The sequence below is a fragment of the Salirhabdus salicampi genome, from assembly GCF_024259515.1.
GTDB lineage: Bacteria > Bacillota > Bacilli > Bacillales > Alkalibacillaceae > Salirhabdus_A > Salirhabdus_A salicampi.
In genome coordinates this window covers 420,429-445,825 of the sequence record NZ_JANBWE010000002.1, presented here as the reverse complement: position 1 = coordinate 445,825, position 25,397 = coordinate 420,429, and the positions used below count along the sequence as shown (strand labels likewise).

The following is a 25,397-nucleotide window of genomic DNA, read 5'->3' as shown; positions in this document are numbered from 1 at the left end:
CCTGCTAAAACCACGAAAAAAATGGGGGTAAATTTTTATGAAAGCAATTTGTTTAACCGGTTTTATGGGGAGTGGGAAAACAACGATTGGCACGGAATTAGCCGAACGATTAAATGCACCTTTTATTGATACAGATGAACTGATTGAACAAACTTATAAGCTGTCAATTCCACAAATTTTTTCTACATACGGTGAACAAACATTTCGTCATTATGAGGAGGAGACATTAAAAAAGGTCTCGAGGGATAACTGTGTGATTTCCACAGGTGGAGGGATCATCGAAAGAAGTGCAAACCGTGAACAATTAAAGGAGTACTTTACGACTATCTTTTTACGAACGTCGTTTCATGAAATCGAAAAGCGCCTGGAGACGGATACAACTCGCCCGTTATGGTCAAAGGATGTCGATTCAAAACGTAGATTGTACGAACAACGGCAACCGTTATATCTGGAAGTAGCAGATATCGTAGTGGATACGGATGGGAAATCTACAGATGAAATTGTAGAAACAATTTTAACAAGTATGTAAAAGAGCGATGGTGGACACACTATGTACAAAAGATTTCGAGGTGAAGCCTATGGCATCTGGAAATGATATTGTAAAGTACATGACAGAGGAAATAGTGAAGTATGCACACTTGCCAAGGGATGAAAAGAAGCAAAGAAAGCAAATGAAAAAGTTACAACGCCAAAATAAATCCTCACGATATTTTGGATTGCTCCCAGACGCAATTAAAATGTATGTACAAAGCAAAAAGAAGGGATCTTAACCCTTCTTTTTTTATTGCATAAAACTTTGGACAGTTTGTTCTGTTACGTAGAACAGTCCGCCGTTAATTACATCGATGGTCACTTCGGGTAGAAGTCTCTTTTGTAACTGGTTTAACTCACTTTCGTATCGTTCTTGTATTTGTTCTCTCTCTGTCTCGTCTCCTTTCTCTAAATACGTGTGATAAAAGTGATCTAATATTTCCTTTTCTGCTAAAAAATGCTCATAAGATTGTTTCGCCCAACTGTCATCTTGTTTTTCGATATGCTGTAGCAACATATTTTCAATACGTTTATAACCACTAAAAATACGAATGAGAGGTGTAATTGTATAACGATAATCAGGAATAAGGGTCTGAAATGACATATGTTCAACCCTTTCCATAAAATCAAATACCATCATCCCATTTAACAAGTGCAGACCTATAGACATCGTTTCATCTTTTTTTTGTAAACCTTTATATCCAATTTTAACGTTCGTTACTAACCATGGAATAAGAGGCTTTTGGGTTGAATCACCTGATGTGTCTTCATATAGCAATGTAAACTGTCCTAATGAAAGCAATGAACGAAAAATTTGGTGAAGGCGAGGTGAGCCAAAATGAATCCACTCCCCTTCCTCATCCCGTCTCTCTGGATTCGATATGAAAGTTAACGTTGCAGGTGTTCCGATCTGACCGGTTTTCTTAATATATTCCCAGTAAAAAGGACGGTTCATAAGGAGGCGGTCAATTTGTTCAGTTAATTCGACTTTAAGTTTTCCATTTCCGTTTTCCAAAATGTTACATTGGTTTAACTGAAAGTAATTGTGTAGAAATTGATGAATAGCTTGTTGCTCCATACACCGCAACCTCCTTAATTTGCCTGTTCTTCATCCTCGAACGCTGCTGTTAAATTTTCTAATTTTATTTTTGCTTCCCCTGCAGAATGGGACTCAGCAAATATGGATTCAATTTCTTTATCTAAATTCTTAATGTTTAATTGCTGTAAAATGCCCTCTAAATTTCCAATGACCCGTTCGAACAGGTCAATCTTTTCATAGAGCATATTAATTAAATGCTCATCAATTGAATCTTTCATGGCTAAATAGTAAATGTTAACATCCTCTTTTTGTCCAAAGCGATGGATTCTTCCGATTCTTTGCTCTAATCGCATCGGATTCCACGGCAAATCGTAATGAATCATATTATTACAAAATTGCAGATTAATCCCTTCACCACCTGCTTCGGTTGCTACTAACACTTGAGCATGATTACGGAATAACTGTGTCATCCATTCCTTCTTACTACGCTTAAATCCACCTCGAAATGGAACAGAAGAGATGCCATGCTGTTGTAAATACCATTGTAAGTAATATTGAGTAGCCCGGTATTCTGTGAAAATAATAAACTTTTCGTTTGATTTTCCGATTAAGTCCACAACTTTTTGGGCTTTCGAATGATGTGGTAACGTTTCAATTTTTGCTATTAATTCTTTACCTTCTGTACTATTCGGATATTTTTCTTCGACCATTTTTTTTAATGATAAATAACAAGCTTCTCGGCTGGAACAAAACTCGCGTCTCAGTGTAAGGGAAGTAAATGGTTCTTTCGCGATTGGTAAGGTGTGGAGTTCGTCATACACCTCACGTTCCTCTTCACTAAATGATACCCATTCCGTATTAATTTTTCGTTCCGTCCAATGAATACCTGTATCTTCACGCCTATTGCGAACCATTACGTTTTGGATTAATTGCTTTAACTTATCATCCTGCTTTAAAGCTGTTCGTTTATTGCCATATGTTTTACTAAACTCCTCATAACTTCCTAAATAACCAGGTTTTAAAATGGTAACTAAATTAAAGATATCGGATAGCTGGTTTTGCACAGGTGTTGCAGTTAAGAGTAAACAGTATGTTTTTTTTAAGTTTTGTACAAATTGATAGTTTTTTGTTTTATGGTTTTTGAGTTTGTGAGCTTCATCGATAATGACCATATCATAATGAATATTTGTCACAATATCGTAGTGTGGTTGACGTTTCGCTGTATCGATAGAAGAAACGACAACATCATATTGTTCCCACATATAAGCCTTCTTCTGACCAATAGCCGGGATATAAAATTTTTCATGTAATTCCTTTACCCATTGGTTTACGAGGGATGCCGGAACAAGAATTAAAACTTTCTTCGCTAAACCACGAATCATAAGCTCCTTTAAAATAAGGCCAGCCTCAATTGTTTTTCCTAATCCCACTTCATCTGCCAAAATAGCACGGCCATTCATTTGTTCAATCACTTGTTTTGCAGCATCTAATTGATGTGAAAGAAATTCCACTTGAGGCAAATGCTTTGGTGCTGTTAACCCGGTAAATTGAGGTACGGCTAAATGTTTTGCAGTTTCATAGGCCATCTTAAACATACGAAAGGAGCATAATCCATCATTTTGCTGAATGTTTTTTTCTAATTTCATTGCAAATTGTTCATCGTTATTGTATTGAATTTCCATCGTTTAACTCCCCACCACACATATTTTCATTACCACAGAAAATTTTCCATATGGTATAATATAAGTGAATTTTGTGTATACATACTTGGTTACATTAGTCTACCCAAAATTACATATTTCATAAGTGCGAATGATTGTAAGAGGAGAGACTACTTTTAAGTAGCGCCGAAGGAGCAAACACAGTAAAGTGTGAATCTCTCAGGCAAAAAGACTCTTACAGGACGCGACTCTGGAGAGTGTTCATATGATGAACCACCCAAGAAGCAAGCAGCTTGTATGGCTGTGAAACTTTCTGGTACACGGACAGAGAGAGGTCTTTCGAAAGGGAGAACTCTCTCTTTTTGTTGTAGGAAAAAAATGGGAGTTGGAGGGATCAATGTGTCTAGCTTAAAGCGTACGTCGTTATTTCCTCTGTATGAAAAATATGGAGGAAAGATAGTTGATTTCGGTGGTTGGGAAATGCCCGTGCAATTTGAAGGAATTAAGAAGGAACACGCGGCAACCCGAAACGCTGCAGGATTATTTGACGTTTCACACATGGGGGAAATTCTCGTAACAGGACCTGACAGTGAAAAGTTTCTACAAAAGATGTTATCAAATGATGTATCGAAATTAACAGTAAACAGAGCCCAGTACACGATTATGTGTTACGAAGACGGTGGTACAGTTGATGATTTGCTCGTTTATAAAAAAGGGGACGAAAACTTTTTGTTAGTCGTTAACGCGGCAAATATTGAAAAGGATTTTTCTTGGTTAAAGGAACATGTGGAAGGGGATGTTCATGTTGACAACATCTCTAGCGATGTCGCTCAAATCGCGATACAAGGTCCGAATGCCGAAGGGATTTTGCAAAAGCTAACGAATACTGATCTATCTTCGATTAAGTTTTTCCGCTTTGAAGATGGTGTTCAAATCCAAGGCCTTGAGGAAGGAGCCCTCGTCTCAAGAACAGGTTATACAGGTGAAGACGGGTTTGAAATTTATGTAGATCACCGTGACGGTCCAAGGTTGTGGGAGAAACTCCTTGAAGTGGGGACAACAGACGGCCTTATGCCAGTAGGGCTTGGTGCCCGGGACACACTGCGCTTTGAGGCTACACTGCCATTATATGGCCAAGAGCTAACGAAGGATATAACACCAATTGAAGCAGGCCTGTCATTTGCTGTAAAAGTGAACAAGGAAGGGGACTTCTTTGGGAAAGAAGTGTTGGCGAAGCAAAAAGAGGATGGACCTGCCCGGAAAATTGTCGGTGTTGAAATGACCGATAAAGGGATTCCCCGTCATGGTTACGAAGTGTTTAAGGGAGATGAAAAAATCGGTGTCATAACATCTGGTACACAGTCACCAACGTTAGGGAAAAACTTAGGCCTTGCGTATATCGACAGTAAATACACGGATTTAGAAGAAGTGGTGGAAGTGCAAGTCCGAAAACGTCGCCTCAAGGCTAAAGTTGTACCGACACCATTTTATAAACGTAAATAAGGGGAAGGGGATGGAAAGAATGACGTATCGTTATTTGCCGATGACAGATCAAGATAAAAATGAAATGATGAAAACCATTGGCATACAATCAACAGATGAATTGTTTGCCGACATTCCTGAGAAAGTCCGATTTAAAGGGAAACTAAACATTAAAGAAGCAACGAGTGAACCTCAATTAAAACAAGAGTTGAAAGAAATGTCAGACCGAAATGTTCATACGAAATCCCACGTTTCATTTTTAGGAGCAGGTGTATATGACCATTACATTCCGTCCATTGTGGATCATGTCATTTCTCGATCTGAATTTTACACTGCATATACTCCTTATCAACCAGAAATCTCACAAGGGGAATTGCAAGCGATTTTCGAATTCCAAACAATGATTTGTGAAGTTACAGGCATGGAAGTAGCCAATTCCTCAATGTACGATGGTGGAACTGCTTTAGCCGAAGCGGTTACGTTAAGTGCAGGACAAACGAGAAAACAGAAAATCATTGTGTCCAAAACAGTTCATCCAGAATCCCTAGAAGTGATAAAAACTTATGCAAAGGGACCAGGTTTAGACATCGTAGAAATTGATCACAAGGATGGCGTAACAGATTTAGATGCCTTAAAAAACGAATTAGATGATAATACGGCAGCTGTCGTTATTCAATACCCGAACTTCTTTGGTCAAGTGGAGCCGTTAGATGAAGTGCAACAGTTGCTTGAAGATAAAAAGAAAACAATGTTTGTCGTATCAAGCAATCCATTAGCTTTAGGTTTTTTAACACCACCAGGTGAGTTTGGCGCTGACATCGTCGTTGGAGATGCACAAGTGTTTGGAATTCCAGGGCAGTTCGGTGGTCCACATTGTGGTTATTTTGCAACTACAAAAAAGCTAATGCGTAAAGTACCTGGGCGTTTAGTAGGTCAAACGAAAGATGAAGAGGGCAGAAGGGGATTCGTGTTAACCCTTCAAGCACGGGAACAACATATCCGTCGCGATAAAGCTACTTCAAATATTTGTTCCAACCAGGCTTTAAATGCTTTAGCTTCATCTGTAGCGATGAGTGCATTAGGGAAAAAAGGCATTAAGGAAATGGCTTATATGAACATGCAAAAGGCTCGATACATGAAAACTTCACTAGAAGAAGCGGGATTTTCTGTGAAATTTGGGGGGGCATTCTTTAACGAATTTGTGATTGATTGTAACCAAAGTGTGTCAACGGTAAATGCGCAGTTGCTTAACAAAGGTATCATTGGTGGATATGATTTAGGAAAAGTGGATGAGGGTCTCGAACATTGTATGTTAATCGCTGTTACGGAACTACGTTCGAAAGCAGAGATTGATCAATTTGTGAAAGAATTGGGTGATATGAATGGCTAATGAAAAGGACTTTCCGTTGGTGTTTGAACTCAGTCAAGAAGGGCGGGTAGGCTATAGCTTACCAACTTTAGATGTTCCGGAGACAGATTTAAATAATGAATTCAAGTCACAGTACATTCGTCAGCATGAACCTGAATTACCAGAGGTAAGTGAATTGCAATTAATTCGTCACTATACGGCTTTATCTAGGCGAAATCACGGTGTGGATTCCGGATTTTATCCTCTCGGTTCTTGTACGATGAAGTATAACCCAAAAATTAACGAAGATGTTGCTCGTTTTGAAGGATTTAGTTTCGTTCATCCATTGCAGGATGAACATACAGTGCAAGGCGCCCTAGAATTAATGTACGATCTCCAAACGTCATTAGAAGAAATTACCGGTATGGGTCAAGTGACGTTACAACCAGCAGCAGGTGCCCACGGGGAATGGACCGGTTTAATGATGATCCGTGCTTTTCATGAAGCGAATGGTGACTATCAACGTACGAAGGTAATTGTTCCAGATTCAGCACACGGAACAAACCCTGCATCTGCAACAGTAGCAGGATTTGATGCTATAACGGTGAAGTCTGATGAGCGTGGATTAGTGGATTTAGATGACCTCCGTGATGTAGTTGGAGAGGACACAGCTGCTCTCATGTTAACAAACCCGAATACACTCGGCCTATTCGAAGAACACATATTGGAGATGGCTTCCATCGTTCATGAGGCAGGTGGAAAGTTATATTACGATGGTGCAAACTTAAATGCCATTTTAGGATACGCTCGACCAGGAGATATGGGCTTTGATGTTGTCCACCTAAACTTACACAAAACATTTACAGGACCACACGGTGGTGGTGGACCAGGATCAGGACCGGTAGGAGTATCAAAAGAATTAGTACCATATTTACCTAAGCCAGTGTTAACGAAACAAGAAGATAAATATGTCTTTGATTACGATCGTCCTCAATCTATCGGACGTGTAAAGCCTTATTACGGGAACTTTGGCATTAATGTGCGTGCGTATACGTATATCCGTACGATGGGTCCTGAAGGGTTACGTCAAGTCAGTGAGTACGCAGTATTAAATGCAAACTACATGATGCGTCGATTGGAAAATGAATTCGATTTACCATTTACGCAACATTGTAAGCATGAATTTGTCTTATCAGGTAGACGTCAAAAGAAATTAGGTGTACGTACATTAGATATTGCGAAACGATTGTTGGACTTTGGCTATCACCCGCCAACGATTTATTTCCCACTTAATGTAGAGGAAGCGTTAATGGTAGAACCGACAGAAACGGAGTCAAAAGAAACATTAGATGAATTTATTGATATTATGTTGAAAATAGCGAAAGAAGCAGAAGAGACGCCAGAGACGGTTCAAGAAGCACCACATACAACAGTAGTAAGCCGCCTTGATGAAACAACAGCAGCAAGAAAACCTATTTTAAGATATACGAAGGAAAGTTAGAGAAAGGTCCCCCTTATGGGACTTTTCTTTTTCGCTTTTTCGCTATGTAATGATAGGAGATGAAAATGAATACTATAAGTTGGAAAAACAAATTGTTAATCCTTTTAGTTATTGCCATAGTGATAGCAGGCTACCTTCTTTATAAAGAACATAAGGAAAATCAGGTACAATATGAACGTTTTTTGAATCATTTTTACCATCATTTGGAATCTGTTGTTTTTCATATAGAGAAGCTGATGGAGGCGAACCCAAGTGGTGATGAATTAAAGGAGAGAATGTACCGTTTAAAGGAAAGGTTAGATCGTATTGACCAAGTTTATAAAGCAGGGCATTTATTTGTAGACCAGGATATACGTTACACAAGCTATTTTTCGGAAATGGCATTCGTAACAACCGGTATACGTATGACGGTCAATAATGAAGGACCTTTTATTATTACGGCCTTTGCAGAGGATACTAGGTTGAGTGAGAAGGAAATGTATTACTTAACCTTGTTAAAGTCAGACCTTGCCTCTATGAAACAATCGATGTACTCTGAGGAAACAAAGCAGGAAAATCCGAATATATCGATTCAACAGTTTAATGAACTGGTAACTGATGTGGCATATCAAGACCCTTATGATTTTTATGTTGAAATTGAAGAATAAATAATGGCTTGGTTCTTAAGAACCAAGCCATTTGATTATCCCCGTTTAATTTTCCCTGTCCACTTTTTAAATCCACCTTTTAGATGGTTTAAATCTTCGTACCCTTTACGCTTTAATAAATGGGCAGCACGTGCCGACCTTGCGCCACTAGCACAATATAAATATACCGGCTTGTCGTTGCGAATCTCAATTAGACGATGTTTCATTTGTGATAGTGGGATGTTACGAGCACCTAATATATGGCCAGCTTCATATTCTTTTGGCTCTCGAACATCTATAAGTTGTGCTTTTCGATAACCTTTAATAAACTCTTCTTCCGTTAAGGTTGTTAAGAAGCGTTTCTGCCTGAAATATTTAAAAGTACCATAAGCAATAATTGCGACAAGTAATGTGATTAATACGATCATTTTTGATCCCCTTTCATCTCAAGCAAATCTCTCATAACTATTATATGAGTGTTACCCTTAAGTTTCAAAGCTTTTTTCTTTTCAAATTTATTTTCGTTATTTTTATAAACTTAGGGAACTGGGTACAACTATCATCGTAACCGGTGAATGGCTTTTCTAAAATAGCAAATAACGAAAAAGTATGTTATACAGGTTATACGCACTTATGCTACAAAATTCTTGCATATCCTTATCATTTCATAAAATTATTCAGTTGACATTTTTGTATAGACTCGTTCAAAAACTCAATATATAGTGCGTGTGAAAAAAAGAAATACTATATATTGAATTTCTATTATTGTTTGTGGTAAGTTATTTATAAATCTATTAAAACATAATTACATAAATGTTAGCCACCATGATTCGGCTTCTTATGATAAATTTTTTAGAGGAAGAGGAGAGAAACACATGTCATTAGTTAAGGAAATTGTGGGATCGATAAACATTGATCGCTTAAATAAGGATATTCAAATGTTTCCACAAGTACACCCAATTACCCCTGAAATGCAAATCACCCATAAAGGGGTCTCACGTCTTGTAATGCTGGACCGTTATGCATTTAAAGATACCCAAAAGCTCACTTTAGTTGACGGCGATTTTGTCGTATTAACTATAAAAGAAGACCCTAAATTTCCGGCAAGAGGTTTAGGCATCATCCAATCTATTGATTGGGAACGAAAAACGGCAAGTGTTAAAGTAGACGAGGAATTCGTTTCCGTACTAGACAACGAGGAGGAAGCAAAGTCCGGAATCATTGTACGTTCTTTAGACGTAATTGAAAAACCACTTGAAATCTTCTACGAGCAAATTGCGTTGCGAAATGCTAGTGGCTTATCAACTGTTGAGCAAACAGAAGAGCTAAAAGAAGAATGGTTTAAAAAGTTTTATGGAGAACTCGCCAACCAACACTTTATCCCTGCAGGCCGTGTTCTATATGGTGCAGGTGCGGATACAGATGTTACGTACTTTAACTGTTATGTTATGCCTTTCATTCAAGATTCCCGTGAGGGTATCTCTGATCACCGTAAGAAGGTAATGGAAATTATGAGTCGCGGTGGTGGTGTAGGAACGAATGGTTCTACATTACGCCCACGCAATACCCTTGCCAAAGGTGTAAACGGAAAATCTTCAGGATCGGTATCGTGGTTAGACGATATTGCAAAGCTGACACATCTAGTTGAACAGGGTGGTTCCCGCCGGGGTGCTCAGATGATTATGTTAAATGATTGGCATCCGGATATTGTCGAATTTATCATTTCCAAAATGCAAAACCCACGTATCTTACGTTATTTAATTGAAAACATTGATGATGAACAAGTGCAAAAACTGGCACAGGAAAAATTAAAATTCACCCCTCTTACAGAATCTGAACGTGATATGTACCAAGGGATCATCAATTATAAGACGATTCCTGGTAATGGCGGGTTTTCCGAAAAAGTAATCCGTGATGCAGAGCAAAAGTTGAACGATGGTGGCACATATAGTGTGCATCAACCTGAATTTTTAACAGGAGCTAACATCTCTGTATGTATTACAAAAGAATTTATGGCAGCTGTTGAACAGGGTGGCGATTACGAGCTTCGTTTCCCTGACGTGGAAAATTACACAGAGGAAGAAATGGAAGTTTACAATGAACGTTGGCACGATGTAGGAGACGTCCGTGAATGGGAACAGATGGGATACGGTGTTCGTGTTTATCGAAAAGTTCGTGCAAAAGACTTGTGGAACTTAATAAATATTTGCGCAACCTATTCTGCCGAACCAGGTATTTTCTTTATTGATAATGCCAACGACATGACAAATGCTAAAGCATACGGTCAAAAAGTTGTCGCAACAAACCCATGTGGTGAACAGCCATTAGCACCATACAGTGTTTGTAACTTAGCTGCAGTAAACTTAGCTGCAATGGCGAACAAACAAACGAAACAGGTAGATTTTGATAAGTTGAAACAAACAGTAGAAATTGGTGTTCGTATGCAAGATAACGTTATCGATGCGACACCTTATTTCCTTGAGGAAAATCGTAAGCAAGCATTAGGGGAGCGTCGGGTAGGACTTGGTGTTATGGGTCTTCATGATTTACTTATTTATTGTGAAACAGAATATGGATCGAAGGAAGGAAACGAACTCGTCGACCAAATATTCGAAACCATTGCTACTACTGCGTACCGCGCTTCTATCGAATTAGCAAAAGAAAAAGGAAGCTTTCCATTTCTTATTGGGGAAACAGATGAGGAAACGCAAGAACTTCGTAAACGCTTTGTGAGTACTGGGTATATGAAAAAAATGCCGGAAGATATTCGTGAAGGTGTACTAAAATACGGCATTCGTAATTCACACTTGCTTACAGTTGCGCCTACAGGTTCAACTGGAACGATGGTTGGGGTTTCTACTGGATTAGAGCCATACTTCTCCTTCGTTTATTATCGTAGTGGACGTCTTGGTAAGTTTATCGAAGTAAAAGCGGACATTGTTCAAGAGTATTTAGACCGTCATCCAGAGCAAGATGGGGACGATTTACCAAAGTGGTTTGTTACGGCTATGAACCTTGCTCCGGAAGCACACGCAGATACACAATGTGTCATTCAACGTTGGGTAGACAGTTCCATTTCCAAAACAGTTAATGCTCCACGTGGTTACACAGTTGAACAAGTACAAAACGTGTATGAAAGGTTATACAACGGGGGAGCAAAAGGTGGCACGGTTTATGTGGATGGAAGCCGTGATACACAAGTTCTTACGCTGAAAGCTGAGGATAATACATTTGATGATGAACAGCCGGTAAAACAAGAGGAAAAACCGAAAGTCGTTCTTATGGATACAGTTCAGGAACTTGGAAAGACTGATGTGACAATTGGATCGGAAGTTGGGGATACGTGTCCAGTCTGTCGTCAAGGAACGGTAGAGGATATCGGTGGCTGTAATACTTGTACGAACTGTAACGCACAATTAAAGTGTGGACTATAATCTGCAAAAAAGCAGCCAACTGTAGATTTGAAATAAAGTTGCGATGTGTAGAAAAAAGTCGCGATGAAATGCCTCTTTAGAGAAAACATCTAAAGGGGTGTTTTTTATGGCTAAAAGAACTGGAGCATTTAAAATCGATAAATGGATTAATGAAGATTGTGGATCTAGTACCTTACGTCTATTTTTGCTGTCCCCATCATTTGGATGAGGAAAAAGAAAGAGAAATCCACTTGATATGCTCAGTGTTAACACTGAGCATAGAAATTAAATACGTATTAGAACAATACACCATATCTATTTGTGCTAACTTTATGAAAGAGTGTACATATAGTAAACTAATGCTACCCGTCACCTTACTGAACTTGTCACACTTATGAAACTGTTGTATGATTTTTATAAAATAGATTGCTTAGTTTGGAGGATGTGTATGCCCACTCCTAGCATGGAAGATTATATTGAACAAATTTACATATTAATAGAACAAAAAGGATATGCACGTGTATCAGATATAGCAGAATCGTTACAGGTACACCCTTCTTCAGTAACAAAAATGGTTCAAAAACTAGACCGTGATGAATATTTACACTATGAAAAATATCGTGGACTTATTTTAACGAAAAAGGGGAAGAAAATCGGGAAAAGACTCGTTTACCGACATGAGCTGCTCGAACAGTTTTTAGGAATGATTGGTGTTGATCAAGAAAATATTTATGAAGATGTTGAAGGGATTGAGCATCATCTAAGTTGGAATGCAATTGACCGGATAGGTGATTTAGTTCAATATTTAGAGGAAAACCCGAATGTAGTAGAAGAACTAAAAGAGCGACAAACGAAAGAATAACCTGTAACATGCGCCGTTCTATGTCTCGTACCTCCTGAGTATACATGTACTACTACGTATAACGGGAGGTACAAGTTGAAAGTAGATGGGGTATTTTCAGGTGGTGGAGTAAAAGCATTTGCTCTTTTAGGTGCTCTTAAAGTCGTCGAACATAAAGGGTTTGAGTTTGAGCGTTTAGCAGGTACCTCTGCTGGTGCCATTATTGCAGCATTTATTGCAGCAGGATATGAAGTCGACGAAGTAATTGAAATGTTTTACGAATTTGATTTAACGAAATTTTTAGATGAATCGACAATTGATAAAACATTACCTTTCGTAAAATGGCTACTCGTATATTTCCGATTGGGGCTTTACCGTGGTGATCAATTGGAGAAATGGATAGAAGAAAAGTTGGCTGCAAAAGGCATTCATAAATTTAGTGATTTTCCTACACCAGATAAATTAAAAGTGATTGCGTCTGATTTATCAATTGGACGAATGGTCGTATTTCCAGACGACTTACAACACTTCTATCAGTTAGATCCTAATCAGTTTTCGGTTGCAAAGGCGGTTCGCATTAGTGCATCCATTCCTTATTTTTTTATTCCAGTTAAGTTGCGTCGTTCTAAAAACGAGAAAAGTATTCTTGTAGACGGGGGATTATTGAGTAACTTTCCTGTTTGGGTCTTTAAATTAGGGGATGGCCGTGATGAGCGACCTGTATTAGGTTTAAAGCTTTCAGAATCAGTGGAAGGACTGCCGATCGTGAATATTAATAGTGCTTTTGATATGTTTCGCGCCTTAATGACCACAATGATGAAAGCCCATGATATGAAGTACGTATCAAAAGTGGCGTCTGATCAGACGATGTTTATTCCGGTGAAAGGTATAGATGCTACGGACTTCCATATTAAAAAAGAAGCGAAACAACAGTTAATTCAAGTTGGAAAAGAACGGGCAGAAGAATTTTTTGCCCAAAAATGGATGTTAAAATAAAAGAAATCGAGCTAAGTTAAAAACTAGCTCGATTTCTTTTTTTATCTTTTTTGCCATCGATTACTTTCAAATGTGTAGCTTGCCGGTTTGCCTTTGCCTTCTTTGAATTTTGCAGCTTTTTCGGTAGGTTAAAAGAAGAAGCGTTTCTCCCGGATTTGCCGTACTTCCTTTGTGATTGCTTAACAGCTTTCTTATACCGGTGGTCATAAGTTGCTGAATTTCGGGAGCGCATAACGAAATAAAAAACAGCGAAAATTATAGCGATAAAACCTGCAGACATCAGTATATATTTAAAGAACGAAGCTGTGTTAAAGAACAGTTGCGAAAACAGGCCAATCAAGGCGAGGCCAAATAAAATATAGAAAAAAGGATTTAATCTAGGAAACATCATCTAACCTCCTTTCCACACCTATTAAGAGGAAGCAACTTGCTCTACTTGAATGCCCCCTTTAGCTTGATCTGTTTCTAGTACTTTTTCAAAGGAACAGATCGCTACTTCAACTTGCTCGTCATCAGGTTCTTTTGTCGTTAGTAGTTGTAACCATAAGCCTGGGTAACCTAATACTTTTAATACCGGAATGTCTCTCACTTTGTTTGTTAATTGTAAGACTTCAAATGAAACCCCAATAACGACTGGGAGAAGTAAAAGACGATTCACGATACGCCACCATAATGGATTAATATCAACACCCATATAGACGAAAATACCAACAAGAACTGAAAACAGAATGAAACTTGATCCACATCGATAATGGAGTCGTGATTGTTTTTGAACATCTTCAACTGTTAACGGTACGCCATTTTCATAAGCGTTTATCACTTTATGCTCAGCTCCATGGTACTGAAAAAGTCTACGAATAAGCGGAGTAAGTGATAGAAAATAAATATATAATAAAAGCAATATTAATTTAAAAAGGCCTTCTAGTAACACTTGACCAACTTTCCCAGAAACAATCGGGGAAAATAACTCTGCGATAAACACAGGTGTTAGCGTGAAAATGGTTTTCCCGAATAAAAATGAAAGAACACCAATTACGCCAATGCCTAATACCATTGCTAGCTTTGATTCTTCTTTTTCTTCTACTTTGTTATCTTCTTCCGGATCGACATCATATTTTTCACTAGCAAAATTTAAATGTTTCGTCCCGTTGGCACTTGCTTGAACTAGCGCGACAATTCCACGAATAAATGGTATTTTTTTTAATTGTTTTGCTACTTTAGATTCTTTCCGTTTTGTAGAGAAATATTCAATACTATTATCTTTTCTTCTAATTGCTGTTACGAAACTTTTTTTACCTGCGAACATGACACCTTCTATGACGGCTTGACCACCATAAGTTGTATTTTCTTTTTCTGACATTTTTTCACCAACCTAATGTTGTATGTTTAAATAATTGATTATTACTTACATTTTACTAGAAATCTTGGATTACGTACATAATTTGTTAGTCGTGAGCATGTCTTTTCCTTTTTTGGTTAGAGTAAAAAAAGGAGGTGGTCATAATGGGTGAAAAGAAACTGGAACAAAATCAAGCTGAAGAACCGATGACAATGTTTCAACGAGCACTCCTAACTGGATTCGTTGGTGGTTTGTTATGGGGATCTCTTGGCTCATTAGCGTATTACTTTAACTTTACAACAATTTCCCATGCTTCATACATTTTACGTTCGTTTTTTAATGCTTCATGGGTACACGGATGGATGGGAGAGTTGATTAGTATTGTCATTGTATCCATGTTGTCTATATTGGCCGCAATCGTTTATTATGTTGTACTTAAAAAGAGAAGAGGTATGATACCTGGAATATTATATGGCATTGGAATTTGGGTCGTATTTGTATACTTTCTAAACCCTATTTTCACAGCAGTCCCAACATTTAACAATTTAAATGCTGATACGTTAGTGACAACATTATGCTTACACGTTCTCTATGGAACTTTTGTAGGATATACAATCTCTTATGATTATTATAATGCGATGCACAAAACAACATGAGGAATAATTTACAAAACCCTATTCCGTTATGATAAACTAGACAATGTATGATTTAAAAAGAGAAGGTTGTAGAGGGAGATACGATGAAACGATTGCTTATGTTAAATGGCCCGAATTTAAATATGCTAGGACAACGGGAGCCTCATATTTATGGATTTGACACATTACAAACGATAGAAGAGGATATACGTACTTACGTTCAAACATACAACTGGGAATTAGATGCTTATCAATCAAATCACGAAGGGCATTTGATTGATAAGCTTCAACAAAGTAATGGAAAGTATGAAGGGATTATTTTTAATCCTGCTGCCTACACACATACAAGTGTAGCCCTAAGGGATGCGATTAGTGCAATTGATACACCAGTTATTGAAGTTCACTTATCGAATGTTCATGCCAGGGAATCTTTTCGAAGTAAATCCTTACTTGCACCTGTTTGTAAAGGCCAAATTTCGGGACTAGGTGTGGTCGGTTATAAATTGGCGGCCCAAGCATTTTTAGAAACTGATGATGGAGAGGGAGGGTAACATGGGGAAATTGGACAAGATTCGAAATGTATTAAAAGAAGAAAATTTAGACGCTTTGTTAATTTTAAGTAACCAGAACCGGAGATATGTAACAGGGTTCACAGGAACAGCAGGTGCAGTTATCATAACTGCAGAGGAAGCTCTTCTTGTTACAGACTTTCGATACACAGAGCAGGCAAATGACCAAGCAAAACACTTTCAAGTGATTGAACATAAGGAACCTTTACCGAAGGAAGTGGCTAAGCAAGCTGAAAGGTTAGGGGTTCAACGATTGGGGTTTGAAAAAGACCACGTAACATTTAGTACATATGAAACGTATGAGCAGCACTTAAAGGGTGAATTTATACCTACTAGTGGGATTATAGAAAATCTACGCCTCATAAAGACAGATGACGAAATAGCAATTATGAAAGAAGCGAGTAAAATTGCTGATGCTGCATTTGATCACATTTTAAATTATATGAAACCAGGTGTTAAGGAAATAGATGTATCGAATGAGTTAGAATTCTTTATGAGAAAACAGGGTGCAGTATCTTCTTCCTTTGATATTATTGTAGCATCCGGCTATCGTTCAGCCCTTCCACATGGTGTTGCGTCGAATAAAGAGATCCAATCTGGTGAGCTTGTAACGCTGGACTTCGGTGCGTTGTATGAAGGCTATTGCTCTGACATTACGAGAACCGTAGCGGTAGGAGAGATTAACGACCAGTTAAAAGATATATACGACACAGTTCTGCAAGCACAGCTGCGTGGAATAGAAGGACTTAAAGCGGGAATTACAGGTAAAGAGGCGGATGCCTTAACGAGGGATTATATTAAAGAAAAGGGATACGGAGAGTATTTTGGTCACTCGACAGGGCATGGAATCGGTTTAGATGTTCATGAAGGTCCTGGACTCTCATTCCGCTCTGATATAAAGCTTCAACCTGGGATGGTTGTCACAGTAGAACCAGGTATTTATATTCCAAGTGTTGGCGGTTGTCGTATTGAAGACGACACGGTAATTACAAAAAATGGAAATGAAAGATTAACACATTCACCAAAAGAACTTATAACATTGTAAAATTGAAAGGGGAAATAATCATGATTTCTGTAAATGATTTTCGTACAGGTCAAACCGTAGAATTAGATGGAGATATATGGCAAGTGATTGACTTTCAACATGTGAAGCCGGGCAAAGGAGCTGCTTTTGTACGTTCTAAATTACGTAACTTGCGAAATGGTAATATCCAAGAGAGAACGTTCCGTGCTGGTGAAAAAGTGAACCGTGCCCACCTGGAGAGACGTACAATGCAGTACTTATATTCATCTGGAGATGTGCATACGTTTATGGATAATGAATCCTTTGAACAGCTCGAGTTACCTACTGAGCAGATTAAAGAACAACTAAACTATTTAAAAGAAAATATGGAAGTAAGTGTGTTAAATTATGATGGTGAAACGATTGGTGTAGATTTACCAAATACAGTAGAATTAAAAGTAGTAGAAACAGAACCTGGTATTAAGGGTGATACCGCAAGTGGTGGTTCAAAACCTGCTACGGTTGAAACAGGTTTAGTTGTTCAAGTACCTTTCTTTATTAATGAAGGGGATGTACTAGTCATTAATACAGCTGAAGGGAAATATATTTCAAGAGCATAGTCATGACAAAGGAAAGCCTAGGTGCAATATTGCATCTAGGCTTTTTTGTATTCTATTTCATCTACTGAATCTGGTCATAATTTGGCCAAGCCTGCATAGATTGGAAGTAACAACAAACTAAGGAAAAAGGGGAAGTTTACTTGGAAGAGATCTTACGTATTTTTCCACCTTATTTAGCTAAACGACTATCAGAGGAAATAAGAGACTGGGGTGAGTTGGAGGAGATACGCATCCGGATCATGAGTCCTGTAGAAATTGTTTATTCCCAATTTTCCTTTATGCTCCATCATGTCATTCCTACTACCGATGATGGCATATTCATTTTAAATCAGCTAAGTGAACACTCTATCTATCGACTTGAAGATGAGTTGCGTCAAGGTTATATAACCATTGAAGGGGGTCATAGGGTAGGGATTTCCGGAAAAGTGAACACGGAGCAAGGGTCCGTAAAAGCCATTCGCCATTTAGCATTTTTTAATTTTCGCATAGCTAAACAGATAAAAGGGGTGGCGAAACCTTTCGTTCCCTCATTATTTCGTGGTCAGTACTTAAATACTTTATTAATTGGCCCTCCCAGATGTGGAAAAACAACATTTTTACGAGACTTTATTCGCATTATTAGTGATGGTGAAGAACCATTCCCAGCAAAAAAAGTAGCCGTTATTGACGAACGTTCAGAAATCGCTGCTTGTAAAAATGGCATTCCTCAACATGATGTTGGCGTTCGTACAGATGTTATGGATGCTTGTCCTAAGGCAGAAGGCATGATGATGATGATACGTTCAATGTCTCCCGATGTTATGGTCGTAGACGAGATTGGCAGCAAAGAGGATGTACAAGCTTTAATGGAAGCGTTACATGCAGGGATCACCGTTATATGCAGTGTTCACGGTAAGGATGTTGCCGAAATTCGGAAGCGTCCGTCTTTAGCACCGTTGTTTCATGCGAACGCGTTCCAGCGATATGTAACGTTTTCAACCGAACCGAGACCTGGTACGGTCCAATCGATTGTAGATGAAAACAATCAGTCTAAAAATGTAAGGGGTAGACGAAATGAAGTGGATAGGAGTCCTTCTCTTACTGTGCGCCACAACATACGTCGGTTTTGATATTTCCAAAAGATTGTCTGACCGACCAAGACAAATTCGCCAATTAAAAAATGCACTTCAAGTGCTGGAGGCAGAAATTGTCTACGGTCAAAGTCCCATTCAACAAGTATTTGGCAGGTTGTCAACGCAGCTTCCCAAACCATTAAATGGCCTGTTTGCCCACTTATATCAACAATTAAATCAACATCAATTTACTTTATATGATGTTTGGCGAAAGAGTTTGGACAAGTTTTGGCCACATTTCGCGATGAAGAATCCCGAAAAGGAAATTATGGATCAATTTGGACAAACATTAGGTCAACACGACTTTACGCAACAGCGAAAGCATATTTATTTAGCGTTATCTCACCTAGACCGTGAGCTTGAAAATGCAGAAGATGAATCGAGAAGATATGGCAAAATGGCTAAAAGCTTAGGATTATTAACAGGTCTGTTTCTCGTTTTGCTTTTGATTTAGCTGAGAAAGGAGACGAACCAACATGATAAGTGGAACTTATCTTTTGTTTCAAATCGCAGGAATTGGCATCATCATCGCATTGATGAATTCTGTTTTGAAGCAAATGGGAAAAGAAGATATATCCAACTGGATCACATTAGTTGGTGTTATCATCGTGCTCGTCATTGTCGTCGACCATTTGGCCAATTTATTCCAACAAATTAAGTCGGTGTTCTTGTTTCAAATGATAATAGGAGGATTTTAGGCAATGGGGATTTTTCAAATTGTCTCCTTCGCTCTAATAGCAGGAATACTAACAATCCTCGTTAAGGAACAGAACAAAACCATTTCCTTTTTTATAGTACTATTTACCGGTGTTATCATCTTCCTTGTGCTTATTCAGCCGATTGCCGAAATATTCCGGGTTCTTTCCTATATGACAACGAAAGCTAACATTAACCTTATGTATGTTGAATCCATTTTAAAAATCATTGGGATCGCATATGTTGCTGAATTCGGAGCACAAATTACAAGAGACGCAGGCCTTAGTTCGATAGCTTCCAAGATTGAGTTAGCCGGAAAGGTGTTTATTATTATATTAGCTGTGCCAATCTTAACAGCAGTAATTGAAACGGTACTAGAATTTATCCCTGTGTAAAAGAAGGGAGCAGTATTGTGTGTTCAAGCATGGGAAAAAGAATGTTGTCTCATTTCTACTAGTGTTTATTACCTTTTGTTTTGCCAGCCCGGTTCATGCACAGCAAGATCATAATCAATGGGTAGATGACCAAATGCAACAAGATACCTTCTCCGATATTAGCGGCTATTGGAATGAGGTTGTTTATAACTATGGAGAGTACATACCGGATATATCAAATAAAAGTTTAATGGACTTTGTCAAAGCTGATTCCTCTTTATCTATAAAAGGATGGTTTCAAGGGTTACTAAAATATTTATTCCATGAACTGATTTTAAACGGGAAACTATTAGGCTCATTGATCTTACTGACGTTATTTGCCGTCATACTGCAGACATTACAAAACGCTTTTGAATCAAAAGCTGTAAATACAGTTGCTTACGCTGTTGTTTATCTCGTGTTAATTACAATTGCTTTAAGTAGCTTCCGGTTAGGTGCTTCCTATGCCAGTGATGCGATTGAATCGATGTCAAACTTTATGATTGCGTTAATTCCACTTATTTTAAGTGTGATGGCATCTTTCGGCAGCATTACATCAATTGCTTTTTTTCATCCAATTATCATGTTTCTCGTCCATTTAAGTGGTGTACTCATTTCAAAAATCGTATTGCCGTTAATCTTTTTATCTGCCTTGCTGTATATCGTAAGCAGTTTAAGCGAAAATTACAAAGCTACCCAACTCGCCAATTTATTAAAAAATGCAGCATTAACAATACTCGGTCTATTTTTAACGGTTTTTATTGGAGTTATTTCGGTGCAAGGGGCCCAAACAGCCATTCAAGACGGAATTGCAATTAAAACAGCAAAGTTTGTTACAGGTAACTTTGTTCCTGTTATTGGAAGGATGTTTACCGACGCAGCCGATACGGTTTTATCAGCATCACTGTTACTGAAAAATACCATTGGATTAGTAGGAGTAGTCACAATCATTGGGATAGCAGTTTTTCCAGCGATAAAAGTTTTTGCGATTGCCATCATTTATAAATTAGCTGCTGCTATATTACAACCAGTTGGTGGAGGTCCTGTCATTAAAACATTAGATTTGATTGGGAAACATATTTTATATATTTTCGCAGCACTACTCGTTGTTACGATGATGTTTTTCTTCGCAATTGTCATTTTAGTCGTTGCTAGTAATTTAACGTTAATGGTTCGATAGGGTGATCTAAGATGGAATATATTCAAAAATGGGTTATTCAAATTATTTTATTTATCCTCATTGCAATGATTATCGATTTATTGTTACCCCAGTCATCGATGAAGCGGTATGTAAAATTTTCTGTGGGCCTCATTTTAATGCTTATTTTGTTACAACCGTTATTTCACCTATTTCAAACGAGTATGAGTTCAGTCATGCAAAATAAGCTTAATATATATAGTCAAACAGAACAAAGTGATATGGAAAAAACGATAGAAAATCAGAAAAAAGAAATACAAGCCTCCCAACGTGCATATATATTAAATCAGATAGCTGTCCAACTAAAAAAACAAGCTGAAGAGGAGTTGATTCGGAAATATGAAGTAGGTATTGAAGATATAGCGATTTCCTTTTCAAATGAAGAAGATTTAACTTGGGAGCATATTGATACGATTGAAGTGTTTTTAACTAATAACACGACCAAAGATGGGACAAAGGTAGAGGAGGTTGTAATTGATACAAATCATGAGCCGCAAGAGAAGAAGCCTGACTTTGCCGAAATTAAACAGGATTTATCCTCCTTCTGGGAAGTGCCAACTGAAAACATAAAGATTACGTGGGAGGGAGGGGAAGATAGTTGAAAAATATCCTATCATTTTTGAAATTGAAGAGAGATGAAGATGGCAAACCAACAAAAATGTCTTATGTCATATTAATCGGTTTGCTCGGACTATTACTTATGCTTACGAATAACTTGTTTAAAGATCAATCACAAACAACCGAACCCCCTATAGGGGAATCACTCGAAGATGAAGCTCTCTTTAAACAAAATAAGGAAGAGAAAAGTGAAGAAGTATTACAGATGGAAGAAAGATTAGAAGGTCAGCTAAAGCAAATTTTAGATCAAATTAATGGCATTTCAGAAGCAGAGGTCATGATCAACTTAGACGCAACAAATTTAAAAGTCTATGAGAAAAATACGATAGTTGGTAAACAAACAACAAGTGAAACAGATCAAAACGGTGGGAAAAGAGAAATTGAGGATTATTCTGAAGAACAACAAACCGTTACGATTCGAAACCAAAACAATGAGAATCCAATATTAGTCCAAACCAAAAAGCCATCTGTACGAGGGGTGCTTGTCGTGGCAAAGGGCTTGGAGAGTGTTGAAAGACAAAAAATCATTGTAACAGCAGTCTCCAGAGTATTGGACGTCTCTAGTCATAGAGTATCTGTAATGCCTAAGGAGTAAAAAGGAGGAGAAAGTATATGATGTTAAAGAAACAAACTGTATGGCTTTTAACGATGTTAAGTTTACTAATTGTGTTAAGTGTGTATTACATGACATCTCCAAATGGGGAACAGGTAGCTCTGTTTGAGCAAATGGAAGAAATGGAAGGAACAGAGGAGAGTGAAAGCTTAGAAGCAAACAAGCCCGAGGGTGAAGAAGGGGAAACCGTTACTTCTGGCATTTCATCGGATGAGCTTTTCACCGCAATTCGAATGGATATTCAATCTGAAAGGGATCGCACAAGAGAACAGTTAGAAAATATTATTGCATCCAGCAATGCGTCACCAGAAGAGAAAAATGAAGCCATGGAACAAATGCACAGATTAGAAGAAGTTAATACGAAAGAATCCATCTTAGAAAAGGTGATTCAAACAGAGAAAAACTATACGGACGTACTTGTAAGAGCAGAAGAGGAAATCGTACATGTGACAGTTAAAGCTGGTGAAGTTTCCCAAACAGACGCAAATCAGATTATGCAACTTGTCCGAGACGAGTTCGGTGACATTCGAGTCATTGTAAAACATCAACCTGAAAATACGTAACTGGATGCAAACGCATCCAGTTTTTTTATTGCGTTTTTTTACGTAATGTAGATAGGAGTTGAAGTTTACTAAGTAATTATCGTAAAATGTTATAAGGACTAATTAATACCTGTTCTTAATTTATAGGAAAAAAAATCAAAGGAGTGCCGGGATATGTTAAAAGTTCAAGAAATCCGTGAGCTCATTAAATTAATTGATGAATCAACAATTGATGAATTTACTTACGAGTCCAATGGGACCAAAGTAGCTATGAAAAAGGAAGTGAACAATGGAGTAGTTGAAACAAAGCAAGTGGTTCAACCAGCTCAACCAGTCATTCAAGAAACTGTACAACCAGTACAAGCTCCAAAAGCGGAAACGGCTGAACAGAGCGAAGGAAAAGACGAAAACAAAACTTCTGAAAAACCTGATACTGGTGGTGTTGATTTCGATCATGAAATTACGTCACCAATGGTAGGAACGTTCTATCGTTCACCATCTCCAGATAGTGATACTTATGTTGAAGTTGGATCTAACGTTCAAGCAAGCAGTGTTGTTTGTATCGTTGAGGCAATGAAGTTATTTAACGAAATTGAGGCTGAAGTGAGTGGCGAAATAGTTGAAATCCTGGCAGAGGATGGACAGCTTGTAGAATACGGGCAGCCGCTATTTAGAGTGAAGACAAAGTAAGGGGTTGACTTTTGTGATCAAAAAACTGCTAATTGCGAACCGTGGAGAAATTGCCGTTCGTATTATACGTGCGTGTAAAGAGTTAGGTATATCAACCGTTGCAGTATTTTCGGAAGCTGACCGTGAATCACTTCACGTTCAATTGGCTGACGAAGCATATTGCATTGGGCCTACTTCCAGTAAAGATAGTTATTTAAATAAAACAAATATAATGAGTGTTGCGACATTAACAGAATGTGATGCCATTCACCCTGGATACGGGTTTTTATCCGAAAACCCAGCATTTGCCGAAATGTGTGAAGAGTGCAATATCATCTTTGTTGGACCAAGTGCATTTTCTATTGAAAAAATGGGTACAAAGGATGTCGCTCGTGAAACGATGCGTGCTGCTGGTGTACCAATTGTTCCAGGATCAAAAGGAATTATAGAGAGTGAAGAAGAAGGATTGAAAATTGCTGAGGAGATTGGCTACCCTGTCATCATTAAAGCAACAGCTGGTGGTGGCGGAAAAGGTATTCGAATTGCACGAGACCGTGAAGACTTAGTCAAAGGAATCCGTGTAACGCAAAATGAAGCCGAAACAGCTTTTGGTAATCCAGGTGTATACTTAGAAAAATTCATTGAAGATTTCCGACATGTAGAAATACAAGTGTTAGCTGACCAACACGGAAACACGATTCACTTGGGTGAAAGAGACTGTACAATCCAAAGGCGTCTCCAAAAACTTATTGAAGAAACACCATCACCTGCGATTACGCCGGAAATTCGTGAGGAAATGGGGCAAGCAGCTGTCAAAGCGGCCGAAGCTGTACAGTATCGTGGCGCAGGAACAGTAGAGTTTATCTTTGACCAAAGTGAACAAAAGTTTTATTTCATGGAGATGAATACACGTATACAAGTTGAACACCCTGTGACAGAGATGGTTACAGGTATCGACTTAATAAAAGAACAAATTTTAGTAGCAAGTGGTGAAAAGCTCCAACATAAACAGGAAGATATTGAATTTAACGGCTGGTCGATTGAATGTCGTATTAATGCAGAAGATCCATTTAAAAACTTTATGCCATCACCTGGTAGGGTGAACATGTACTATCCTCCAGGAGGGCTCGGAGTTCGGATCGATTCAGCAGCTTACACTGGTTGGATGATTCCACCGTATTACGATTCAATGATTGCGAAACTCATTACCCATGGTAAGACGAGAGAAGAAGCAATCCAACGTATGAAACGGGCACTTGACGAATTTGTTGTAGAAGGTGTTAAGACAACAATTCCATTCCACCAACGTATGATGGAACATCCTGTGTTCAAAAATGGCGATTTTAACACAAAGTTTTTAGAGAAACATCATATAATGGAATAAGTAAGTAAATTAAAGGAGTGACTTCTTTGGCTGATTATAAAATGTTAAATGTCAGCGAAGACCTGTCGTTAGGGAAAGTCGAGATTGCTCCAGAAGTCATTGAAGTGATTGCAGGCATTGCTGCTAATGAAGTTTCTGGTGTAGCGCAAATGCGTGGAAACTTTGCATCAAATGTAACGGAACGCTTCGGTAAGAAAAATCACGGTAAAGGTGTAAAAGTAGAACTCGTAGATGAAGGGGTTAAAATTGATGTCTACTCCGTATTAGAGTTCGGTGTATCCATACCTACCGTTGCACAAAAAATACAAGATAATATTCAACAAGCCTTAAAAAATATGACAGCATTACATGTAACAGAAGTGAATGTCCACATTGTTGGTGTTCAAATGGAATCAAAAGAGGATGAAACAGATATAAAATAGTTATACTAATAATAAATGACCATAGGGGGGTTCCTTATGGTCATTTTTCTTGAATCGGAAAAAATAGCTTTTCTACTTTATACATGTTATTATTCTTAAGGATATTAAAGGAAAAAGGAGCATTAC

General features: G+C 38.1%; 29 protein-coding genes and 2 riboswitches. Of the genes, 24 read left to right on the top strand and 5 right to left on the bottom strand.

Features of this window, described 5'->3' with window-relative positions:
* Nucleotides 1-37 precede the first annotated feature (37 nt).
* Nucleotides 38-529, top strand: coding sequence for a shikimate kinase (locus NLW78_RS08325; RefSeq protein WP_254496589.1), 492 nt, complete (start codon nucleotides 38-40; stop codon nucleotides 527-529).
* A 49-nt stretch (nucleotides 530-578) separates the two neighbouring features.
* On the top strand, nucleotides 579-770 hold the full coding sequence (locus NLW78_RS08320) for a YqzE family protein (protein ID WP_254496588.1): 192 nt from the start codon (nucleotides 579-581) through the stop codon (nucleotides 768-770).
* Nucleotides 771-781: 11 nt separating this feature from the next.
* Here NLW78_RS08320 and NLW78_RS08315 read toward each other — a convergent pair whose 3' ends face one another.
* Both NLW78_RS08315 and NLW78_RS08310 read right to left on the bottom strand, forming a co-directional pair.
* Entirely contained in the window at nucleotides 782-1,609 is an 828-nt protein-coding gene (locus NLW78_RS08315; RefSeq protein ID WP_254496587.1) for a YqhG family protein, read from the bottom strand.
* Between the two features lie 14 nt (nucleotides 1,610-1,623).
* Nucleotides 1,624-3,252, bottom strand: coding sequence for a DEAD/DEAH box helicase (locus NLW78_RS08310; RefSeq protein ID WP_437181954.1), 1,629 nt, complete (start codon nucleotides 3,250-3,252; stop codon nucleotides 1,624-1,626).
* Nucleotides 3,253-3,382: 130 nt separating this feature from the next.
* Nucleotides 3,383-3,476, top strand: a riboswitch (glycine riboswitch).
* Nucleotides 3,477-3,479: 3 nt separating this feature from the next.
* Nucleotides 3,480-3,561: riboswitch (glycine riboswitch) on the top strand.
* Nucleotides 3,562-3,630: 69 nt separating this feature from the next.
* Between NLW78_RS08310 and gcvT the strand changes: the two genes are divergently transcribed.
* The 4 genes from gcvT to NLW78_RS08290 all read left to right on the top strand — a co-directional run bounded on the left by gcvT (nucleotide 3,631) and on the right by NLW78_RS08290 (nucleotide 8,209).
* A complete protein-coding gene (gene gcvT / locus NLW78_RS08305) occupies nucleotides 3,631-4,734 on the top strand; it encodes a glycine cleavage system aminomethyltransferase GcvT (protein ID WP_254496586.1) in 1,104 nt (367 codons plus the stop codon).
* Between the two features lie 19 nt (nucleotides 4,735-4,753).
* Entirely contained in the window at nucleotides 4,754-6,103 is a 1,350-nt protein-coding gene (gcvPA, locus tag NLW78_RS08300; protein WP_254496585.1) for an aminomethyl-transferring glycine dehydrogenase subunit GcvPA, read from the top strand.
* Complete coding sequence (gene gcvPB / locus NLW78_RS08295; RefSeq protein ID WP_254496584.1) at nucleotides 6,096-7,562, top strand: aminomethyl-transferring glycine dehydrogenase subunit GcvPB; 1,467 nt, start codon at nucleotides 6,096-6,098, stop codon at nucleotides 7,560-7,562. Before gcvPA ends, gcvPB begins: the two co-directional genes overlap by 8 nt.
* A gap of 65 nt (nucleotides 7,563-7,627) precedes the next feature.
* Nucleotides 7,628-8,209, top strand: a complete 582-nt coding sequence (locus NLW78_RS08290; RefSeq protein WP_254496583.1) for a hypothetical protein — start codon at nucleotides 7,628-7,630, stop codon at nucleotides 8,207-8,209.
* A gap of 35 nt (nucleotides 8,210-8,244) precedes the next feature.
* Here the strand turns inward: NLW78_RS08290 and NLW78_RS08285 are convergent, their stop codons facing one another.
* Complete coding sequence (locus NLW78_RS08285; RefSeq protein ID WP_254496582.1) at nucleotides 8,245-8,616, bottom strand: rhodanese-like domain-containing protein; 372 nt, start codon at nucleotides 8,614-8,616, stop codon at nucleotides 8,245-8,247.
* A gap of 447 nt (nucleotides 8,617-9,063) precedes the next feature.
* On the opposite strand from NLW78_RS08285, the gene NLW78_RS08280 reads away from it, so the two are divergent.
* The 3 genes from NLW78_RS08280 (at nucleotide 9,064) to NLW78_RS08270 (ending at nucleotide 13,438) form a co-directional block, all read left to right on the top strand.
* Nucleotides 9,064-11,622 (top strand): vitamin B12-dependent ribonucleotide reductase, encoded by a 2,559-nt coding sequence (locus tag NLW78_RS08280; protein ID WP_254496581.1) that lies wholly within the window; start codon nucleotides 9,064-9,066, stop codon nucleotides 11,620-11,622.
* Between the two features lie 427 nt (nucleotides 11,623-12,049).
* Nucleotides 12,050-12,463, top strand: coding sequence for a transcriptional regulator MntR (mntR, locus tag NLW78_RS08275; protein WP_254496580.1), 414 nt, complete (start codon nucleotides 12,050-12,052; stop codon nucleotides 12,461-12,463).
* 75 nt (nucleotides 12,464-12,538) lie between these two features.
* Nucleotides 12,539-13,438 (top strand): patatin-like phospholipase family protein, encoded by a 900-nt coding sequence (locus tag NLW78_RS08270; protein ID WP_254496579.1) that lies wholly within the window; start codon nucleotides 12,539-12,541, stop codon nucleotides 13,436-13,438.
* A 16-nt stretch (nucleotides 13,439-13,454) separates the two neighbouring features.
* Here NLW78_RS08270 and NLW78_RS08265 read toward each other — a convergent pair whose 3' ends face one another.
* A complete protein-coding gene (locus NLW78_RS08265; RefSeq protein ID WP_254496578.1) occupies nucleotides 13,455-13,826 on the bottom strand; it encodes an SA1362 family protein in 372 nt (123 codons plus the stop codon).
* Nucleotides 13,827-13,850: 24 nt separating this feature from the next.
* The gene (locus NLW78_RS08260; RefSeq protein WP_254496577.1) at nucleotides 13,851-14,798 is read right to left on the bottom strand and encodes a DUF1385 domain-containing protein; all 948 of its coding nucleotides are present in this window, start codon (nucleotides 14,796-14,798) and stop codon (nucleotides 13,851-13,853) included.
* A 143-nt stretch (nucleotides 14,799-14,941) separates the two neighbouring features.
* Here NLW78_RS08260 and NLW78_RS08255 point away from each other — a divergent pair, with 143 nt between their 5' ends.
* The 15 genes from NLW78_RS08255 to NLW78_RS08185 all read left to right on the top strand — a co-directional run bounded on the left by NLW78_RS08255 (nucleotide 14,942) and on the right by NLW78_RS08185 (nucleotide 25,271).
* Nucleotides 14,942-15,433, top strand: coding sequence for a YqhR family membrane protein (locus NLW78_RS08255; RefSeq protein ID WP_254496576.1), 492 nt, complete (start codon nucleotides 14,942-14,944; stop codon nucleotides 15,431-15,433).
* Nucleotides 15,434-15,516: 83 nt separating this feature from the next.
* Nucleotides 15,517-15,963 (top strand): type II 3-dehydroquinate dehydratase, encoded by a 447-nt coding sequence (aroQ, locus tag NLW78_RS08250; RefSeq protein WP_254496575.1) that lies wholly within the window; start codon nucleotides 15,517-15,519, stop codon nucleotides 15,961-15,963.
* 1 nt (nucleotide 15,964) lies between these two features.
* Nucleotides 15,965-17,026, top strand: a complete 1,062-nt coding sequence (locus tag NLW78_RS08245) for a M24 family metallopeptidase (RefSeq protein ID WP_254496574.1) — start codon at nucleotides 15,965-15,967, stop codon at nucleotides 17,024-17,026.
* A gap of 20 nt (nucleotides 17,027-17,046) precedes the next feature.
* Nucleotides 17,047-17,604 (top strand): elongation factor P, encoded by a 558-nt coding sequence (efp, locus tag NLW78_RS08240; protein ID WP_254496573.1) that lies wholly within the window; start codon nucleotides 17,047-17,049, stop codon nucleotides 17,602-17,604.
* 140 nt (nucleotides 17,605-17,744) lie between these two features.
* Nucleotides 17,745-18,713, top strand: a complete 969-nt coding sequence (spoIIIAA, locus tag NLW78_RS08235) for a stage III sporulation protein AA (RefSeq protein ID WP_254496572.1) — start codon at nucleotides 17,745-17,747, stop codon at nucleotides 18,711-18,713.
* Nucleotides 18,658-19,170, top strand: coding sequence for a stage III sporulation protein SpoIIIAB (gene spoIIIAB / locus NLW78_RS08230; RefSeq protein WP_254496571.1), 513 nt, complete (start codon nucleotides 18,658-18,660; stop codon nucleotides 19,168-19,170). The genes spoIIIAA and spoIIIAB overlap by 56 nt, the downstream gene beginning before the upstream one ends.
* Nucleotides 19,171-19,192: 22 nt before the next feature.
* A complete protein-coding gene (gene spoIIIAC, locus NLW78_RS08225; protein WP_254496570.1) occupies nucleotides 19,193-19,414 on the top strand; it encodes a stage III sporulation protein AC in 222 nt (73 codons plus the stop codon).
* Nucleotides 19,415-19,417: 3 nt separating this feature from the next.
* Nucleotides 19,418-19,807 carry a stage III sporulation protein AD gene (spoIIIAD, locus tag NLW78_RS08220; protein WP_254496569.1) on the top strand — a complete coding sequence of 130 codons (390 nt, stop codon included), beginning with the start codon at nucleotides 19,418-19,420 and terminating at the stop codon, nucleotides 19,805-19,807.
* Between the two features lie 19 nt (nucleotides 19,808-19,826).
* Nucleotides 19,827-21,005, top strand: a complete 1,179-nt coding sequence (spoIIIAE, locus tag NLW78_RS08215; protein WP_254496568.1) for a stage III sporulation protein AE — start codon at nucleotides 19,827-19,829, stop codon at nucleotides 21,003-21,005.
* An 11-nt stretch (nucleotides 21,006-21,016) separates the two neighbouring features.
* The gene (gene spoIIIAF / locus NLW78_RS08210; RefSeq protein ID WP_254496567.1) at nucleotides 21,017-21,625 is read left to right on the top strand and encodes a stage III sporulation protein AF; all 609 of its coding nucleotides are present in this window, start codon (nucleotides 21,017-21,019) and stop codon (nucleotides 21,623-21,625) included.
* Complete coding sequence (gene spoIIIAG / locus NLW78_RS08205; RefSeq protein WP_254496566.1) at nucleotides 21,622-22,236, top strand: stage III sporulation protein AG; 615 nt, start codon at nucleotides 21,622-21,624, stop codon at nucleotides 22,234-22,236. The genes spoIIIAF and spoIIIAG overlap by 4 nt, the downstream gene beginning before the upstream one ends.
* A gap of 17 nt (nucleotides 22,237-22,253) precedes the next feature.
* On the top strand, nucleotides 22,254-22,817 hold the full coding sequence (locus tag NLW78_RS08200) for a SpoIIIAH-like family protein (protein WP_367617667.1): 564 nt from the start codon (nucleotides 22,254-22,256) through the stop codon (nucleotides 22,815-22,817).
* A 153-nt stretch (nucleotides 22,818-22,970) separates the two neighbouring features.
* On the top strand, nucleotides 22,971-23,486 hold the full coding sequence (gene accB, locus NLW78_RS08195; protein ID WP_254496565.1) for an acetyl-CoA carboxylase biotin carboxyl carrier protein: 516 nt from the start codon (nucleotides 22,971-22,973) through the stop codon (nucleotides 23,484-23,486).
* 13 nt (nucleotides 23,487-23,499) lie between these two features.
* Entirely contained in the window at nucleotides 23,500-24,849 is a 1,350-nt protein-coding gene (accC, locus tag NLW78_RS08190) for an acetyl-CoA carboxylase biotin carboxylase subunit (protein ID WP_254496564.1), read from the top strand.
* A gap of 41 nt (nucleotides 24,850-24,890) precedes the next feature.
* Nucleotides 24,891-25,271 carry an Asp23/Gls24 family envelope stress response protein gene (locus NLW78_RS08185; RefSeq protein WP_254496964.1) on the top strand — a complete coding sequence of 127 codons (381 nt, stop codon included), beginning with the start codon at nucleotides 24,891-24,893 and terminating at the stop codon, nucleotides 25,269-25,271.
* The last annotated feature ends 126 nt before the right edge of the window (nucleotides 25,272-25,397 follow it).

Bases quoted from the DNA above. Each gene is read 5' to 3' on its own strand.
- NLW78_RS08310 (WP_437181954.1), bottom strand. From the start codon at position 3,252: ATGGAAATTCAATACAATAACGATGAACAATTTGCAATGAAATTAGAA.
- NLW78_RS08290 (WP_254496583.1), top strand. From the start codon at position 7,628: ATGAATACTATAAGTTGGAAAAACAAATTGTTAATCCTTTTAGTTATT.
- NLW78_RS08245 (WP_254496574.1), top strand. From the start codon at position 15,965: ATGGGGAAATTGGACAAGATTCGAAATGTATTAAAAGAAGAAAATTTA.
- aroQ (WP_254496575.1), top strand. From the start codon at position 15,517: ATGAAACGATTGCTTATGTTAAATGGCCCGAATTTAAATATGCTAGGA.
- NLW78_RS08315 (WP_254496587.1), bottom strand. From the start codon at position 1,609: ATGGAGCAACAAGCTATTCATCAATTTCTACACAATTACTTTCAGTTA.
- mntR (WP_254496580.1), top strand. From the start codon at position 12,050: ATGCCCACTCCTAGCATGGAAGATTATATTGAACAAATTTACATATTA.
- gcvPA (WP_254496585.1), top strand. From the start codon at position 4,754: ATGACGTATCGTTATTTGCCGATGACAGATCAAGATAAAAATGAAATG.
- NLW78_RS08280 (WP_254496581.1), top strand. From the start codon at position 9,064: ATGTCATTAGTTAAGGAAATTGTGGGATCGATAAACATTGATCGCTTA.
- NLW78_RS08265 (WP_254496578.1), bottom strand. From the start codon at position 13,826: ATGTTTCCTAGATTAAATCCTTTTTTCTATATTTTATTTGGCCTCGCC.
- efp (WP_254496573.1), top strand. From the start codon at position 17,047: ATGATTTCTGTAAATGATTTTCGTACAGGTCAAACCGTAGAATTAGAT.
- NLW78_RS08320 (WP_254496588.1), top strand. From the start codon at position 579: ATGGCATCTGGAAATGATATTGTAAAGTACATGACAGAGGAAATAGTG.
- spoIIIAD (WP_254496569.1), top strand. From the start codon at position 19,418: ATGGGGATTTTTCAAATTGTCTCCTTCGCTCTAATAGCAGGAATACTA.
- NLW78_RS08325 (WP_254496589.1), top strand. From the start codon at position 38: ATGAAAGCAATTTGTTTAACCGGTTTTATGGGGAGTGGGAAAACAACG.
- spoIIIAC (WP_254496570.1), top strand. From the start codon at position 19,193: ATGATAAGTGGAACTTATCTTTTGTTTCAAATCGCAGGAATTGGCATC.
- NLW78_RS08285 (WP_254496582.1), bottom strand. From the start codon at position 8,616: ATGATCGTATTAATCACATTACTTGTCGCAATTATTGCTTATGGTACT.
- spoIIIAB (WP_254496571.1), top strand. From the start codon at position 18,658: ATGAAGTGGATAGGAGTCCTTCTCTTACTGTGCGCCACAACATACGTC.
- NLW78_RS08185 (WP_254496964.1), top strand. From the start codon at position 24,891: ATGTTAAATGTCAGCGAAGACCTGTCGTTAGGGAAAGTCGAGATTGCT.
- NLW78_RS08255 (WP_254496576.1), top strand. From the start codon at position 14,942: ATGGGTGAAAAGAAACTGGAACAAAATCAAGCTGAAGAACCGATGACA.
- spoIIIAF (WP_254496567.1), top strand. From the start codon at position 21,017: ATGGAATATATTCAAAAATGGGTTATTCAAATTATTTTATTTATCCTC.
- accB (WP_254496565.1), top strand. From the start codon at position 22,971: ATGTTAAAAGTTCAAGAAATCCGTGAGCTCATTAAATTAATTGATGAA.
- NLW78_RS08260 (WP_254496577.1), bottom strand. From the start codon at position 14,798: ATGTCAGAAAAAGAAAATACAACTTATGGTGGTCAAGCCGTCATAGAA.
- NLW78_RS08200 (WP_367617667.1), top strand. From the start codon at position 22,254: ATGATGTTAAAGAAACAAACTGTATGGCTTTTAACGATGTTAAGTTTA.
- gcvPB (WP_254496584.1), top strand. From the start codon at position 6,096: ATGGCTAATGAAAAGGACTTTCCGTTGGTGTTTGAACTCAGTCAAGAA.